General features: G+C 46.8%; 11 protein-coding genes and 1 pseudogene. 11 read left to right on the forward strand and 1 reads right to left on the reverse strand.

Translation table 11 applies throughout. The features are described 5' to 3' along the window. The first annotated feature begins 17 nt into the window (after nt 1-17). The 5 genes and pseudogenes from DXB91_RS06535 to DXB91_RS06550 all read left to right on the forward strand — a co-directional run bounded on the left by DXB91_RS06535 (nt 18) and on the right by DXB91_RS06550 (nt 6,402). Nucleotides 18-896: a DMT family transporter gene (locus DXB91_RS06535; protein ID WP_117874504.1), complete on the forward strand. Its 879-nt coding sequence runs from the start codon at nt 18-20 to the stop codon at nt 894-896. A 540-nt stretch (nt 897-1,436) separates the two neighbouring features. Then, a pseudogene (locus tag DXB91_RS14745) lies at nt 1,437-2,231 on the forward strand (patatin-like phospholipase family protein); the annotation flags it as partial. 201 nt (nt 2,232-2,432) lie between these two features. Continuing rightward, nucleotides 2,433-2,996, forward strand: a complete 564-nt coding sequence (locus DXB91_RS14750; protein WP_334290611.1) for a histidine phosphatase family protein — start codon at nt 2,433-2,435, stop codon at nt 2,994-2,996. Between the two features lie 282 nt (nt 2,997-3,278). Beyond that, nucleotides 3,279-3,989, forward strand: a complete 711-nt coding sequence (locus tag DXB91_RS06545) for an ABC transporter ATP-binding protein (protein ID WP_117551058.1) — start codon at nt 3,279-3,281, stop codon at nt 3,987-3,989. A 43-nt stretch (nt 3,990-4,032) separates the two neighbouring features. Further along, complete coding sequence (locus DXB91_RS06550; RefSeq protein WP_118017167.1) at nt 4,033-6,402, forward strand: ABC transporter permease; 2,370 nt, start codon at nt 4,033-4,035, stop codon at nt 6,400-6,402. A gap of 212 nt (nt 6,403-6,614) precedes the next feature. Here DXB91_RS06550 and DXB91_RS06555 read toward each other — a convergent pair whose 3' ends face one another. Next, on the reverse strand, nt 6,615-7,469 hold the full coding sequence (locus DXB91_RS06555) for a hypothetical protein (RefSeq protein WP_118017169.1): 855 nt from the start codon (nt 7,467-7,469) through the stop codon (nt 6,615-6,617). A gap of 170 nt (nt 7,470-7,639) precedes the next feature. Here DXB91_RS06555 and DXB91_RS06560 point away from each other — a divergent pair, with 170 nt between their 5' ends. The 6 genes from DXB91_RS06560 (at nt 7,640) to DXB91_RS06585 (ending at nt 16,988) form a co-directional block, all read left to right on the forward strand. Continuing rightward, nucleotides 7,640-9,931, forward strand: coding sequence for a S8 family serine peptidase (locus tag DXB91_RS06560; protein WP_118017171.1), 2,292 nt, complete (start codon nt 7,640-7,642; stop codon nt 9,929-9,931). A 15-nt stretch (nt 9,932-9,946) separates the two neighbouring features. Next, the gene (locus tag DXB91_RS06565) at nt 9,947-12,073 is read left to right on the forward strand and encodes a HelD family protein (RefSeq protein WP_118017173.1); all 2,127 of its coding nucleotides are present in this window, start codon (nt 9,947-9,949) and stop codon (nt 12,071-12,073) included. 244 nt (nt 12,074-12,317) lie between these two features. Then, entirely contained in the window at nt 12,318-12,899 is a 582-nt protein-coding gene (locus DXB91_RS06570; RefSeq protein ID WP_242992701.1) for a TetR/AcrR family transcriptional regulator, read from the forward strand. Between the two features lie 102 nt (nt 12,900-13,001). Further along, entirely contained in the window at nt 13,002-14,486 is a 1,485-nt protein-coding gene (locus DXB91_RS06575) for a DUF6937 domain-containing protein (RefSeq protein WP_118017175.1), read from the forward strand. Nucleotides 14,487-14,503: 17 nt separating this feature from the next. Further along, nucleotides 14,504-15,517 (forward strand): alpha/beta fold hydrolase, encoded by a 1,014-nt coding sequence (locus DXB91_RS06580; protein ID WP_117550893.1) that lies wholly within the window; start codon nt 14,504-14,506, stop codon nt 15,515-15,517. Nucleotides 15,518-15,536: 19 nt separating this feature from the next. Continuing rightward, nucleotides 15,537-16,988, forward strand: a complete 1,452-nt coding sequence (locus DXB91_RS06585; RefSeq protein ID WP_118017177.1) for a glycoside-pentoside-hexuronide (GPH):cation symporter — start codon at nt 15,537-15,539, stop codon at nt 16,986-16,988. Nucleotides 16,989-17,152: the final 164 nt, after the last annotated feature.

Consider the following 17,152-nt stretch of genomic DNA (forward strand, 5'->3'; position numbering starts at 1 on the left):
TATCGGGAGTTGATCAAATGGCAAAAAGACTGGTAATAAAAGATAAATACAAGGGAATCCTGTTCATAATCATGGCAGGGTTCTTTTTCTCACTGATGACCTTCTTCGTGAGACTGTCTGGAGATCTGCCAACTATGCAGAAGGCATTTTTCAGAAATGCAGTGGCCGCTGTTGTGGCCATTGCCATGCTCATGAGGACTGAGGAGAAATTCAAGATAAAGAAGAGCAGCTGGCCGGGAATCGCGGCGAGAAGTATTTGTGGAACGACAGGACTTATCTGCAATTTTTATGCAATCGACAAGCTCAACATAGCGGATGCAAATATCCTCAACAAGCTGTCTCCGTTTTTTGCGATCATAGCATCGTACTTTGTGCTCAAGGAGAAGGCAAATAAGATAGAGTGGGCATCCGTGGCATTGGCATTTACAGGTGCTTTGTTCGTTGTGAAGCCTTCGTTTCATATGGATTTTCTGTATGCCATGGTTGGTGTGGCGGGCGGCCTTGGAGCCGGAATCGCCTACACTTACGTGAGAAAGCTCGGCAAACAGGGGGAGCGCGGACCGGTCATAGTCATGTGTTTCTCTGTATTCTCATGTCTGGTGACGCTTCCATTTATCATATTGGACCACGCACCTATGACATGGCAGCAGATTGTGTGCCTGCTCTGTGCCGGACTTGCGGCGGCTGGTGGACAGTTCAGTATAACCGCAGCATACCAGAAGGCTCCAGCCAGGGAGATATCGGTATTTGACTACAGTCAGGTCATATTTGCGGCTATACTGGGATTTGTATTCCTGGATCAGATCCCTGACATGCTGAGCATTATAGGATATGTGATCATCATTGGAAGTGCAGTTTTCAAATGGTGGTACACCATGAGACAGGACCGCACTTAGCATGATTGGCAGGGCTGAGAGTGGCAGTGCCTTGTACAAATACTTGTAGAATAATTGATATATACAAAAAGACGGATGTCAGAAATGGAAAATGGGTAAAAGTTTCATTGTCTGATATCCGTCTTTTTTATAAAAGTTATAAAGGAAGGTTTTAGGTGTTGTGACCGGACTTGTGAGGTATCCGGCCTCCCATCTATATAAATTGGATTGTTGATAGTTTGAGTGACGGCAGATACGCTGGTGCTGCCTGGGCATGTCGCACATCTGCTGTCCTCATCAATCTGTATATATAATAAGATGGTACTGTGTACATTCTGTGTATCGGATGTTAAAGAAATATGTTCATAAAAGAAATAATATATAAAGCGTAAATAAATGTTCTATAAATGGTAAAGCTTCTGAATATAGTGAGTATAAGGTTGTGGGTATAGTTGCTGACATGTTAAAATGAAACACACATATGATCATAATTGGTGGATATATAAGATGACAATATTGGATAGAGCAGCTTTATTATGGAATAGTAAGGGGGATTAATATATGGATAAAGAAAAGGTTATACAGGAGCTTCAGGAGAGAACAGAGGAGATAAAGGAAAAGGCCGGGGAGCTTCATAAGGCGATAGAGGAGACTATATCGCAGAAGAAGCAGATACATTACACGGAACTGGGCGGTCAGGACGGGCAGCCGGATGTGCCGGTTAAGGAAGGATACGGTCTGGTGCTCGGTGGCGGTGGTGGCCGTGGCTCCTATGAGATCGGAGTGTGGAAGGCTCTTGAGGAGTACAGAGATGTGATCGATATAAAGGCGGTATCAGGAAGCTCGGTAGGCGCACTGAATGCGGCATTGTACGCTTGCGGCGATCTGGATAAGGCTACACAGATGTGGTACGACATAACTAACGACAGGATACTGTCTAACAAGGATATAGACGAGGACAACAGGAACAAATGGTTTGAGTCCATCAAGGAGAAGCTCACGACCATAGACAATCCAGTCATACAGAGTGCAATAGAGTGCATAGGACTGGATGCTGTGGCAAAAGGCATGAGGATAAAGGATGGCTTCTTCTCCAGAGAAGGACTTATGGACATACTGGAGAATTCACCAGTACTTGATGGTGTGTCGAACAGTGACATGAGCTGTTATGCTACATGTCTCAATGTGGAGGGCAAGCCTACTCCTGAGAGATTCCAGCTGTCAGGCATGGAACCGGAGGAGATAGAACGTATACTTCTTGCTTCTTCAGCCATACCGGTCATATTCCCTATGGAGACGATAGACAAGACAAAGTATTATGATGGAGGCTTCTTCCTTGGGGGAGATAATGTGCCAATACAGCCTCTCTATGATGAGGGCTACAGAAAATTTGTCGTGGTGCATCTCGATGAGAGGAAGACCGACAGATACGATGATGCGGAGATGATACATATATATCCGTCCATTCCTCTTGGTGGTGCCATAGATGGCATGCTTGACTTTTCGCCTGAAGGTGTTGAGAAGAGGATAACACAGGGATATGACGATGCAAAGGCGGTGCTTGTTGAAAAGTTTGGCCCAAGACTGTTCTTCACCCGCCATGGGCAGACCGTGTGGAATGTGGAAAACAAGATATGTGGAGCCACGGATATTGAACTCACAGAGCTTGGACATCAGCAGGCGGAGCAGCTTGGTGAGATGATAAAGAATGGAGATTATCACATAGATGAGATCCTGTATTCGCCTCTGGTCAGGGCTTCGGAGACGGCAAGACATATATCCGAGATAACAGGAATTCCTATGAGAGCCGAGGAGAGACTCCGTGAGCAGTGTTTTGGCAAATACGAGGGAACAGCCAGAAACGGCGCTATATTCGCCAAGGCGAAGACGCATTTTTTGGATCACTATGAGGGCGGAGAGACCATGGTTCATCTGTGTCAGAGGGTGTACAATCTGTTAGATGAGCTTAAGGCTGAGTCGGAAGATTCCGGGAAGACATATCTTCTGGTTGCCCACAATGGAATATCAAGAATAGTACAGTCGTATTTCAATGATATGACAAATGAGGAATTCGCAGCATTTGGCATAAAGAACTGTGAGATAAGAGAATATAGATTCTGATCGCCACATGTGTGGAATCAGATGTAAAAAAGAGAAAACAGCAGGCAGATCAATATGATGTGAATGTGGTTTTCTCTTTTTTTCTGGGATATCCCTGAATGCTCCTGTAAATGTGTATAAAAGAATAATTGATATTATTTATCACTAATATAGTTGACACAGAGCCTACATATGTGCTAATAAATATATGAACATATAATCATGCGTTTAAATATTGGCGTACGGCATGAGAGCTATGCGATGCGTTTATGGAGAATATAAAATGTGGAAAAGGAGAGAATCATGGGAGACAACAGTTTTTTAAAGATCAGTGGGATAAAGAAAAGCTTCGGTTCAGGGGAGAACCGAACTGAGGTACTTAGAGGAATTGATTTTGAGGTCGCAAAGGGCGAGTTCTGTGTGCTGCTTGGCCCATCGGGGTCTGGCAAGTCAACTCTGCTCAATATCATAGGTGGGATCGACAGCCCGGATTCCGGTTATATCTCCATAGATGGAGAGAAGACAGGGGATATGGATGAGAAGACACTGACCAGATACAGAAGAAAGCATCTCGGTTATGTATTCCAGATGTATAATCTCATACCTAATCTCAATGTAAAGGAGAATGTGGAGGTTGGAGCATACCTTAGCGATAACCCTCTTGATGTGGATGATCTGTTAAAGACTCTGGGGCTTTATGAGCACAGACATAAGCTCCCAAATCAGCTGTCGGGTGGACAGCAGCAGAGGACCTCAATTGGAAGGGCAATCGTGAAGAATCCTGATATACTTCTCTGTGATGAGCCGACAGGTGCCCTTGACTACAACACTTCCAAGGAGATACTTAAGCTCATAGAGGATGTGAACCAGAAGTATGGCAACACAATAATCATGGTCACACACAATGATGCCATCAAGAATATGGCGGACCGGACTGTGAAGCTCAGGGACGGCATGATAAGACGCAACATTGTAAATGAGAACAAGATATCCGCTGTAGAGCTTGACTGGTAATTGGGCAGACAGGGTAGACGTTCAATAGGAAAGGGGATCTGTTATGAGAAATCCATTGTGGAGAAGAATTCCAAAGGAACTGAAGGGAGAGCTTGGAAAATATATGGTCATATTCCTGTTCATGGTCATAACGACGGGAATGGTGTCGGGCTTCATGGTTGCAGGTGAGAGCATGAAGAAAACCTACGACAATACATTTGACAAATACAACGTGGAGGATGGACATTTTGATCTGTCGGATGAGGCGTCAGACGATATGAAGAGCAATATAGAGGATGAGGGCGTGAAGCTCTATGATATGTCGTATTATGAACTGCCTATGAGTAAGATCGGATCAGACTCTGATGGCAATAGTGGTAATGTGGAAGGCAATGCAGAGACAAAAGATGATACGGAGGACTCTGAAAATGATGCTGCAGATGATGCTGCAGATGATGGGGGAAGGACACTGAGGATATTCGCACCAAGACACGATGTAAATAAAATGTGCCTGATGGATGGTGAATTTCCTGCAGGAACTGATGAGATCGCCATTGACAGAATGTATGCGGTGAACAACGATATAGAGATCGGGGATGATATAAAAGCGGGTGACAAGGTATACAGCGTGTGCGGATTTGTGGCACTCTCCGACTACAGTACCATGTTCCAGAACAACAATGACACCATGTTTGATGCCACGATATTCGGAATTGCGGTTGTGTCAAATGAGGAATTTGATGATCTTCCGGAGAAAAATAAGACCTGGTCGTATTCATGGATGTACGATGATGGAATGCCGGATGAGGAGAACGATGAGAAAAAGCTGGCGGATGACCTTCTTGAGATTGTGTATACACAGGCGGTCATGAACGGCATTATGGTGGAGAACTACATTCCAAGGTATCAGAACCAGGCGATCAACTTTGCAGGGGATGATATTGGCAGTGATACAAATATGATGAAATGGTTTGAATACATCGTCATAGTTATACTTGCATTTATATTTGCGGTAACCATCGGCAACACGCTGACAAAGGAGGCGTCGGTCATCGGAACCCTGAGAGCCTCGGGATACACAAAGGGAGAGCTTCTTATTCATTACATATCACTTCCTGTCATAGTTACTTTTGTGGCATCGGTGGTGGGAAACGTGCTTGGCTATTCGGTGTTCAAGGATATGGGGGCACAGCTTTACTATGCAAGCTATTCCCTCACTAAGTATGTGACGTATTGGAATGCCGATGCATTTGTGCTTACAACAGTCATACCTCTTATAATCATGATCGCTGTGAACCTGTTAGTGGTAAATAGCAAATTGAAGCTCTCACCACTGAGGTTCCTGAGGCATGACCTCAGCAGGTCAAAGAGAAAGAAGGCGGTGAAGCTGCCTCACTGGAAGTTCATGACAAGGTTCAAGACCCGTGTCATACTTCAGAACATTCCGGGATATGTGGTCATGCTTGTTGGAATTTACTTCGCACAGGTTCTGCTGATGTTCGGTCTTATGTTGAATCCTATGCTGAAGCACTATCAGAATGACATATTGGATAATATGATAGCTGACCACCAGTATGTTCTGGATTCACAGGTGGAGACGGCAAATAATAATGCGGAAACCTACTGTGTGAAGACGCTAAGGACGACTGGAGATATAGATGATGAGATCATGGTGTATGGAATACACTCTGACAGTAAATATTTCCCGGTTAAGCTGGACGACGGAGATGTGCTGGTATCTGACAGCTACGCAGACAAATATGAGATAGTTGACGGCGACAAACTTAAGCTCAAGGAGAGCTATACTGATGACACATATGATCTCAAGGTGACGGGGTCTGTGGTGTATCCGGCAGCCCTTGCGGTGTTCGTGACAGAGGGTGATTTCAGAGAAATATTTGACAAGGACGAGGATTACTTCACCGGCTATTTCTCGAATGACAAGCTGACCGATATAGAGGATCATGTAGTGTCAGAGATCACAAAGGATGACATGATAAAGGTGTCCAGACAGCTCACCAAGTCCATGGGGGGTATGTTCTACATAGTGGTTGTATTTTCACTTGTTATGTTCATGCTTCTCGTATATCTGCTCACAAAACTAATAGTGGAGAAGAACACGGTGTCCATATCCATGGTTAAGATACTGGGATATGACACAAAGGAGATCAGTAAGCTGTATCTGTCATCCACAACTGTCATGGTTGCGGTGGTGACGCTGCTCGATATACTGCTCAGTTACCTGTCGATCAAGGTGATATACAGGGCAATGCTGATAGATATGCTAAGCGGATGGATGCCGATATACATGGCGCCATGGATATTCCCACTCATGTTCGTGCTCAGCTTTACCTGCTATCTGGTGATCTCACTGTTGCAGATGAAGAGGATAAAGAAGATTCCTATGGACGAGGCGCTCAAGAATGTGGAGTGATGTGTCAAGCTGTGTTCAGGTATTATATTGAAAAAAAGAGAAAATTTTGTGCTGTAAATCCCCCGAATCCCTGAAAAGGATACATGGATTAGAAGTCGTGTATCTTTTCAGTGGGAATCTGGGAGTTTGAGCACAAAATTTTCTTTTTTTGCTATTTTGTGGGAAATGTTCCCAAAGCTGTCAGGTTGTCGACCCGGACAGGCTCATGCCAGCTAGATGGTTCCTGTGACAGTCACGGTTGCCGTTCCCGGAGTTGTGGTGATGACTCCCGTGGCTGTATTCTGTGTGAATGTTGCCGCTGGAACAGTGATCTGTCCGGCAACTGTTGCGAACTCGCCTGTTGCTTCATTGTAGGTGTAGTTGTCCGGTGCTGTCCATGCATTTCCATTGTAGGTCACAGTGATTCCGTTGAGAATCGGATTGAAGGTATCTGTGATGATGACGTTGTCACCTGCGGATGCCTCGGTGTTGCCGTAGTTCTCTATAAGGAAGGTGTAAGTGATCTGACCATTCTCTGCAACTATGCTAGGACTCACAGACTTTGTGATGGCGAGATCGGGAGCTGCAACAGGGGAAACCGACTCAGTTGCAGTGACTGCGTTGGTAAGTCCTGCGCCGGTTACTGTAACAGTGTTGGTCACGGAATCCTCATTGCCTCTAGGTGTAAATTCATTTGTTGTTGTCTCATATATAATAGTAGCATTTCCGCCCGCTGGAACGGAGATTCCAGTGAGTGTCAGCGGAGCTGCAGCACCGACAGCCGGAGCGGCTACCAGAGTTCCATTGGTGTAGTATCTGATGGAATCCGGAATATATGTGAGAGGATATACTGTTGTATTTCCCACTGCATATGCTCCCAGATTATCCGTGAGAGACAGACCTGTGAGTGTGGTAGTTCCGGAGTTGATGAGACTTATCACATAAGTGATCTTATCCGGTGTTCTGTAGGTGTCCACCACAGCCGTCTTGGAGACTGTGAGGACTTCAATGATTTCTCCAGTTATGATATTGGAATTGGTGGATCCTCCGTTGTAGGACAGAGTTGCCTGATTAGTGAATGTTGCCATTACTTTACCTCCGTATTGTGTTGTCAGAGGTTTATATACCTCTGATATAAAATATGTGCTGTGGAGGCTTTGGGTTACAGATATTACTCACCATCTGCGGCACATTTATGTTATACTAAAAGATAACTATGTGGTTTAAAGAGCTGTTTTTATATACAGGAGGAATATAGGTGAGAAGGAAAAGGTGGTCGTACCTGATTGCCTGTGTGGTGCTGGCAGGTGGGCTGGCAGCGCCTGGCACATATACCAAGGTGTACGCGCAGGATTATGAAAATGTAGAATACGTAACCAGTGTGTCAGAGCTTAGAGATTCCATGGACGAAGCTGATGTGGTAAACTCTGCCGATGTGATGGATAGAGGAGCGGATGTCGACGCAGCGGCAATGTACAGCTGTGAGTCAGCCGACATATACAGTCTTCGCAGGATCATATTGTATACAGATGAAGTGCCGGAGACCTATGGCGCGACAACAGTCATCTGTTATGACAAATACGATTACTATGTGCTTGGCTACGATACCGAGGAAGCGACGAAACAGGCATACGAAAAGCTTCAGGAAGAGTACGAGCCTGACAAATGTATGCTTGATCAGGTCATATATTCAGAAGATGTGCTGGCGGATTCAGATTTGGATTCAAATTCGTATGCTGCACAGCGGAACGTTGATGTCATGCTTGCCGCATCGGAGACATATAAGGCTGTAAGCTGGGGCACAAGGTACATGGGAATGGACAGGCTGAAGGCAGAGGTGTCGGAGTACAAGCTGGATGCTAAGGTAAATGTGGCGGTCATAGATACCGGAGTTAATTCCTCGGATACTCTGTTTGAAGGCAGGATAAATGAGGAAGGAAGTATGAACTGCTGTGAGGGCGAAGACCGGAGCGACTACGGAGACAACATGGGACATGGAAGTCATGTGGCGGGTATAATAGCGGATGCGACACCGGACAATGTCCAGCTCACGATCATCAAATGTTTCACAAGCCGGGGAGCAACCACAGTGTCAACGGTACAGCAGGGAATCATGGCTGCGCTTGACAGCGGTGCGGACGTGATCAATATGAGCTTCTGCTTCTATGGTAAAAATGCAAGTGACAACACCAGGTCGAAGCTTGACGAATTGTTAAAAAGTGCAAAAGAAGATGGCGTCATCATGTGTGTGGCAGCAGGCAATACGAATAGCACTGTGAACAACTGGGAGATCAGCGACGTGGAAGGTGTGTCATATCCTGCGGACAGCAGTGATGTGATAACAGTGTCGGGGCTTATGCAGAAGGCTGGAACGGAGGAGACAGCAGACAGGATCGCTGCAGATACGGTGGAGTTTGACGATGCATATTCCTACTATGGTGATGCAGTGGATTTCTCTGCTCCAGGAACTTATATAACATCGGCGTGGAAGACCGGAACGAATCACGGACATGTCAGTACAGGAACATCCATGGCGGCACCTCACATATCGGCTGCAGCAGCCTATGTGAAGCTGGCTGAGCCGGGGCTTGACAGTGACCAGTTGAAGAATAGACTTATCTCATATTCCGTGGATCTGGGAACAGCGGGAAAGGATAAATACTACGGTTACGGTTGTCCATACATGGCGGATTATTTTGCTAATACATTTGGCGGAAAACATCCGGAGACAAAGGTCGGAACCTGTGCGGTGGAAAGTCTTGGAAATGCGAAGGATGGACTGAGACTGTCGTGGACTTCGGCAGATAATGCAAGTGGGTATAAGATATACAGGAAAACTGCGACAAGCGCATACAAATGTATAGCTGAGATAAAAGGTTCAGGAGTCAGAACATACACTGACAAGACTGCGGCGGCTGGAATCAGATACAGATATGCGGTGAGGGGCGTGAACGGCACGGCCGAGGGACAGCCGGCGGCTACAAAGGCACTGGTCAGACTTATCCAGCCGAAGTACAACGTGAAGAATGCATATTCCGGCGTGAAGGTATCCTGGAACAAAGTAAAGGGCGCGAGTGGATACAAAATATACCGCAAGGCACCGGGGCAGAACGGATGGAAGCAGTACAAGGTGCTGTCAGCGGGAACGCTCACATTTGTCGATAAGAATGTGACTAATTACAGAAACTATACATACACGGTCAAGGCGTTCAAGGGTACTTCTGCAAGTTCGTATGATACTGCGGGGGTCAGGTTGTACAGGATGCCGGGATGCAAGGCGAAAACGGTCAGATCAAATTCCAGAAAGACGATGGATGTAACATGGAACAAGGTCAGGTATGTCAGCGGGTATCAGATCCAGTACAGTACATCGTCGAAATTTGACAGATATAAGATGGCAACGATAAATAAGTCCACAAAACTCAGACGCAGGATAAGCTCCCTGTTCTCAGGAAAATATTATTATGTGAGGATGAGAACCTACAGAAGAGTTGGCGGCAAGACCATTTATGGCGGCTGGAGCAGTGTACAGCGCGTAAAGGTAAAATAGTGAAAGGCAGATAAGATGGCAGAAAATAAGAATTTGGAAAAATACAAGATCTCCACGATGGAGGATGAAGAGGATTATTTTGACAATGTGGAGATGGAGCTCGACTACAGCATCAGTATAACTGAGGGCTCCATGGAGCTTGGAAAGGACAATATAAAGGAACAGAAGAAGTACATGCGTGACAGCCATGGAGACATGGACGACGAGGAGTTCCTGCAGAACATGCAGTCGGTGAACAATGATGAGGCATTCCTCAGAAGAGCTGCGAAGCGCCTGGAGGTGTATGAGCACCAGAAGAAGGTGCCGTACTTTGGCAAATTTGTATTCAAATATAAAGATGACGAAGAGTATCTCCCGGTATATGTGGGTATGAGCGGTTATCAGTCAGATATGAATGGGCAGCAGCTTGTGTACGACTGGAGAGCACCTGTATCCTCTATGTATTATGCTTATGAAAAGGGACCGGCATCCTACAATGTCCATGTGGATGACATGGAAGATGATGAGTTTTCTGGAGACATAGTGGAGAAGAAACAGTTTCTGGTGTCAAATGGCAGACTTAAAGACGCGGTGGATACTGACTCCAACATCAACGACGCCATATTGCTGGAGGCCCTTGGCGGCAACAGTGGTGTTAAGATGAAAAATGTGGTGGCTACCATACAGAAGGAGCAGGATGCGATCATAAGAAACCGCACGGCGTATAACCTTATAGTGGACGGCCGCGCCGGAAGCGGTAAGACGGTCATAGCCATGCACAGACTGGCGTGGCTGTTGTACAACTACAAGACACTTGAGAGTGACAATGTCATGATACTGTCTCCAAACAGTATATTTGGCGATTATATATCAGAGGTTCTCCCGGAGCTCGAGGAGAACAGTGTGCCTGAGAAGGAATTTGACAGTCTGCTTGAGGAGCTTCTTTTCATAGAGGAGGAATATGAGAGCAAGCTGGATCAGTCGGAGTTCATTATAGACAGCGGCGATCAGGACAACCAGAGGATGAGAAATATCAAGGTCAAGTCGTCCATCTCTTTCTACGACAGTTTCAATGAGTATCTGGACAGGTATGTGTCAGGTATAAAGTTCAGAAATTTCCACTATCAGAAGGTGGAGTATACAGGCGAGGATATAGCTGCCATGTTCAATGGAAGATTTGCAAGAAAACCTGTGTATGAGAGATTCGAGAACATAGCATACTTCATAGTGGACAGAGTGGAGGATAATTCACCAAAGGAGTTCCCGGACGAGAAGAAGCGTAATCTGGCAAGGCAGATACAGAAGCAGATGGTAAATTTATTTGCAGAGAGGAATCTGGTTGAGTTGTATGTTGGATTCCTGGTGGAGATGGAGAAGAAATATCCGGGTATATCGGAGTACAGAAATGAATATGGAAAGATATGCTATGAGGATATCCTTCCTATACTTTACCTGCAGGTGTATTTCTACGGATGTCATTCCTACAACAATATCAAGCACCTCGTCATAGATGAGATGCAGGATTACAATATATTCCAGTATGCGGTGATAGACAGGGTGTTTGGCTGCAAGAAGACTATCCTCGGCGACAGGTATCAGGTGCTCTTCTATGATCCTGAGGAGACTGTTGTGGATGTTCTGACGAAGATATTTGCAAAGAGGAACGGACAGGGCGGCTATGAGCTCAAGGAGCTGTTCGCGTCGTACAGATCCACGGCGGAGATCACCGAGTTCTGCAACGGTATACTTGGCGGAGAGGGCGTAGGCGGCAACACTGTGGAGAGACACGGCAGGGTGCCTGAGGAGATACAGTGTGAGTCACTGGATGAAGCTGAGGAGTTCATAAATGACAAGCTGAGCTACGGAGACATGGACGCCTACGACAACATAGCTATCCTGACAAATGACGAGGCAGACGCCTACGAAGTGTACAAACAGCTTTCCGAGTACACCGAGGTGACGCTCATCACCAATCAGTCGGTTGTCTATGCGGGCGGTGTGGTCGTACTTCCAAAGTTCCTTGCAAAGGGAATGGAGTTCGATGCAGTGTACGTCATGACGGACGGAACCTACGACGGAAGCATGGTCACAAGACATGCGCACTATATAGCCTGTACGAGAGCACTCCATGAGCTGTATGTGCTTGATGTGGAGCAGCCATAGGAGTGATACAAAGACAGAAATATTATATCTAGAAATATTTTTGGGAAAATCGCGATTCCAACTGAGCATATATGATGTACTATACGGCATTTCCGCTTTGGGAGATGCCGTATTTTTTATTATTGCAATATCTACAAAGAAATGTTATCATTAAGGAAACTGGAAAACTAAAAATAGTTTCCGAGTTTCCTGAGCGGGAAGTATGTACAGGAAGCTGACAGACACGGATGGACAGGAGGGAGTTATGGACGGAGAAGCACAGCAGCAGCTTAAATTGAGGATATATGAGGCGACCATAGAGGAGTTCCGGGAGAAAGGGTTCAAATTCACCATGGACGATATGGCAAGACGACTTGGAGTGAGCAAGAAAACCATATATCAGGTCGTCAGGGACAAGGAATCATTGTTCTTTGACACGGCGACATATATATACGAGCAGATCAAGAGAAGTGAACAGGCGGTCATGGATGACGACCGCCTGACCACGGTGGAGAAGATAAAGGCGATTCTCATAGCCATGCCGGACAGCTACAGCGAGCTGGATTGGCGGCAGATATACCAGTTGGAGAATTCATATCCACGGATATTTGCCCGGGTGAGAGTAATGATGGAGCAGCAGTGGGATAATACCATAGAGCTTCTGAAGCGCGGAATTGCCGAGGGTGTTATAAGGAATATTCCGATTCCGGTCATCAAGACGATGTTCGAGGCCACGCTTGAGAAATACATGGAGACTACAGTCCTGATAGACGCGGGACTTACATTTGACGAGGCGGTGCAGTATACACTTGATGTACTTATGGATGGCATATCCTGTAAGGAGTAGGAACCGCTATGAATGAAATGATTATATGGAATTGATGCCCGCGGCCGGTTTCATTCACCGGGGCGAGGTGGGCAGTATATATTAAAGACAGGAGGATGTGCTATGGGCAAGAGATCTGAGGTTATATTTGGCAACAGGATGAGCAGTCAGGTCGTCAAAAAGGCGGAGAACTCCAAAGAGAGATTTGTAAAAAGATTCGGTGATGACAGTGACGTGGATTATCCTCTTGCAGTTGTGAAGAATCCGTATATTGGAGATACTCTCGGTGTCTCCAATATTGTGATCGACGGCGGAGTCAGTGATGATATACCGGATGGCGGCCGGGAGGAATTTGACAGGGACAAAGGAATCATAGTTGGCAATATCAGGATGGGGTTCGGACATTACAGAATATCCATGGCGATAGCATCAGCGGCCAATCATCTGGGATACAAGCCGTACTGGATGGATCTCAATTCCTACAGTGAGACCACGGGAGGAAAGGTTATTGAGGCACAGAATAAGCTCTATTCCCTGGGATCCAGGATATCGGGAAAGAGCAAGGTTTTCAACAAAGCGGTGTGGGAGCCGATGAACTATGAGGGTTTCAGGAAGCTGTCATACAATGCCTCGGATCAGATGAATGCGGAGCTTATGACACCGGTGTTTAGGAATGTTCCAAAGGATATCCCACTTGTGGCTACACATGTGTGGCCGGCTCAGGCGGCGGTTCATGCAGGAATGAAACATGTGGTGAATGCAATCCCTGACAACTGGCCTATGGCGCTCCACCTTGCGGAGGGAAGCCTTCACACGGTTCAGACCAGATCGGCATACCTCGGATACAGGACCCTGAACGGCATGCAGGGCGACGAGGTGCTTAAGCCTATGCCCGGTGATTCAATCAGATACGTTGGACACTATATAGACCATGAGCTGGTGGCAGCCATAGAGGAGGACTGCGACAGGAGAATAGAGAGAAGAAAGAAAAAGGCACCGATGCGTTTCCTTCTCACCATAGGAGGTGCCGGAGCACAGAAGGATATATTTGCAGCTATCATCAGGACGGCGCTTGCCAGCGTGAAGAAGGGCAACATGGTCCTGTATGTAAATGTGGGCGACTACATGAACGTGTGGGAAGAGCTGGTGAGAGAGATACCCGCCATGGAGGGCCTTGTCACTACACATTTCGATGACTGGAGCGACACCACAGCATTTGCGGATAAGGCTCTTAAGGAAGAGGTGTACGGAATACACGCATTTTGCCATGAGAATATATATGAGGCTGTGTACTGCACCAACCTTCTCATGAGAAGCTGTGATGTACTCATAACGAAGCCGTCTGAGCTGGCCTTTTATCCAGTTCCAAAGCTGTTCATCAAGAGAGTTGGCGGGCATGAGCAGTGGGGGGCGATACACTCGGCGGAGATCGGAGATGGAACACTGGAGTGCCGTGATATACCGCACACTCTACAGATGATGAAGCTGTTCATGCAGGATGACAGCATACTCACAGATATGTGTGAGAACATAAAGCGGAACAAACTGGATGGAATATACGACGGAGCGTATGAGGTCGTAAAACTGGCGATGGATATGAAGAACTGAGAATGGAGGGTTACATTATGTATAAGGTAAAGAAGAAAGAGACATTTATACCATCATCAAATGGCAAGGACAGGCTGCATGTCATCGTGTGGGAGCCACAGGGCGAGGTGCGGGCGATACTTCAGATATCACATGGAATGATAGAGCTGATAGACAGGTACGACGAATTTGCGAGATATCTTGCTGCGAAAGGCTTCGTAGTTGCAGGAAATGATCATCTGGGACACGGACTCACGGCGGCAAATATGGATGAGCTTGGATATATGAATGCCTATGATGCGAGCAAGGCAATAGTCGCGGATCTTCATAGAGTCACTAGAAGTCTGAAGAAGGCATACAAAGGAGTACCGTTCTTCCTGATGGGACACTCTATGGGTTCATTTATGGCGAGACGATACATGAGTGACTACGGCTGGGATCCAAAATATCCGTCACCTTACACGGAGGGCTCAAGTGTGGACGGCTTTATCTGCATGGGAACTGGATGCATGCCTGAGTATATGCTGCAGATCGGAAGACTTGTGTTGGAGCTTGAGAAGAGTCAGCACGGCGAGAGATACAGAAGTACCCTCATGGAAGTGTTGGCATTTGGAACATACAACAGGGGTATCCCGAAGACCACTATCGTGGACGGTGAGGTGAGAAAGAGGACGAATAAAGACTGGGTGAGCCGTGACCCGAAGCGCGTGGATGCATATGTGGATGATCCGCTGTGCCAGTTCTCATTTACCCTGAAGGGCTACGAGACGCTGTTCAATACACTCCACTATATACAGGAGGACAGGAACATAGCGAAAATACCGAAGAATGTGCCGGTTCTGTTTGTGTCCGGTGACAGGGATCCTGTTGGACATTACGGCAGGGATGTTCTGAAGCTCTACGAGTTATACCACAGGAGAGTTTCGCACAATGTGGCATGCTATCTGTATGAGGACTGCAGACACGAGATACTGAATGAGCTGTGCAGGGATAAGGTATTTGACGATATTGACAAGTGGCTTGAGACAAGGCTTGCTGATATAAAAGGTTAGGCCTTTAAGGAGGTTATATATGGGAGAAAATTCACAGGATAATACACAGAATGGCGCACCTGCGGGCGGCCTTCAGAAAAAGACAAAGATAGCCTACGGAGTAGGGGCCGTGGGAAAAGACATGGTGTATATGCTGGTAGCCAGCTATATACTGTACTACTACAATTCTGTGCTTGGCGTCAGCTCAGTGTTCATAGGAACAGTGCTGATGGCGGCGAGAGTGTTTGATGCATTTAACGATCCTGTCATGGGTATCGTGGTGGCAAAGACCAGAAGCAGATGGGGAAGGTTCAGACCGTGGATATTCTCGGGAACCGTGCTGAACGCGGTTGTCCTCTATGCGATGTTCGCCGTGCCGGAAAGCATGGGAGCTGGTGGGATGAAGGTGTTTTTGACAGTGACATATTTCCTGTGGGGAATCACATACACGTTGATGGATATTCCGTACTGGTCCATGATCCCGGCCATCACTGAGCCGGGCAAGGAGAGGGAGAATCTGTCTGCACTTGCAAGATCCTGCGCGGGCGTGGGTTCTGCCATCCCTACTGTACTTACTATGATAGTAGTTCCAGCCATCAGCGGCGCAGCCCTGGCGGCGGACAAGCTGAAGATCACGGATTACCGCATCGGCTTCAAGTGGTGGGCTCTTCTGGTTGCAGTGGTGTTCGTCATCTCGGAGGCCATTTGCGTGGCAAATGTAAAGGAGAGGGGTGACACAGTAGTGGAGTCCCATGGCATAGGTGAGATGTTCCATTCACTGGTGACAAATGACCAGGCTCTGGCGGTGGTCATCACCATCGTGCTCGTAAACTCTGCACTCTATATAACAAGCAACCTGCTCATATATTTTTTCACATATGACATAGGAAGTGAGAGCGGATATGCGCTGTTCTCCGCATTTGGCGGCGGTGCGCAGATACTTGCTATGATGCTGTTCCCGCTCTTTAGAAAGAAGATGTCCAAGAGAAAGCTGTTTGTACATTCGGTAGTATATGAAATCGTCGGATATGTGATGCTGCTTGCCTGCAGCCTTGCCGGTGTTACCCGTATGACGGTGGGCGGAGTGCCTTGTTGGTACGTTCTGTTCATCCCGGGACTTCTGGTATTTGCGGGAAGCGGACTTCTAAATGTTCTGATAACTGTGTGTCTTGCCGACAGCATAGACTACGGAGAGTACAAGAATGGGCAGAGAGATGAGAGCGTCATATGCTCCATGCAGACATTTGTAGTAAAGCTTGCATCGGGAGTTGCAGTGTTCTTTGCCGGACTTGCGATCAAATGGGTCGGACTTATCCAGCCGGCAGATAGAACATCGGAAGTCATAGAGCAGAGCACAGGAACTCTCATGGGACTTTCCATGATGATGACGGTCGTTCCGATAGTCCTTCTCATCATAGGACTTGTATTCTTCATCAGGAAATACAAGCTGACCGAGGAGAGGATGCAGGAGATCATGACGAAACTTAGATAGGAGGAACCGCTATGAACGAAGTTCATACTTGGAATCGGTTCCGACGACCTGCCCCACTCGCATATGCGAGAGGGGCGATACATATTAGATAGGAGGAACCGCTATGAACGAAGTTCATACTCGGAATCGGTTCCGACGACCTGCCCCGCTCGCTTATGCGAGAG

It is taken from the genome of Coprococcus sp. OM06-34AC (genome assembly GCF_003462545.1).
Taxonomy (GTDB): domain Bacteria; phylum Bacillota; class Clostridia; order Lachnospirales; family Lachnospiraceae; genus Coprococcus; species Coprococcus aceti.

Excerpts from the sequence above, each read along its gene's own strand:
- DXB91_RS06535 (WP_117874504.1), top strand. The coding sequence starts at position 18 with ATGGCAAAAAGACTGGTAATAAAAGATAAATACAAGGGAATCCTGTTC.
- DXB91_RS06545 (WP_117551058.1), top strand. The coding sequence starts at position 3,279 with ATGGGAGACAACAGTTTTTTAAAGATCAGTGGGATAAAGAAAAGCTTC.
- DXB91_RS06550 (WP_118017167.1), top strand. The coding sequence starts at position 4,033 with ATGAGAAATCCATTGTGGAGAAGAATTCCAAAGGAACTGAAGGGAGAG.
- DXB91_RS06555 (WP_118017169.1), bottom strand. The coding sequence starts at position 7,469 with ATGGCAACATTCACTAATCAGGCAACTCTGTCCTACAACGGAGGATCC.
- DXB91_RS06565 (WP_118017173.1), top strand. The coding sequence starts at position 9,947 with ATGGCAGAAAATAAGAATTTGGAAAAATACAAGATCTCCACGATGGAG.
- DXB91_RS06570 (WP_242992701.1), top strand. The coding sequence starts at position 12,318 with ATGGACGGAGAAGCACAGCAGCAGCTTAAATTGAGGATATATGAGGCG.
- DXB91_RS06575 (WP_118017175.1), top strand. The coding sequence starts at position 13,002 with ATGGGCAAGAGATCTGAGGTTATATTTGGCAACAGGATGAGCAGTCAG.
- DXB91_RS06580 (WP_117550893.1), top strand. The coding sequence starts at position 14,504 with ATGTATAAGGTAAAGAAGAAAGAGACATTTATACCATCATCAAATGGC.
- DXB91_RS06585 (WP_118017177.1), top strand. The coding sequence starts at position 15,537 with ATGGGAGAAAATTCACAGGATAATACACAGAATGGCGCACCTGCGGGC.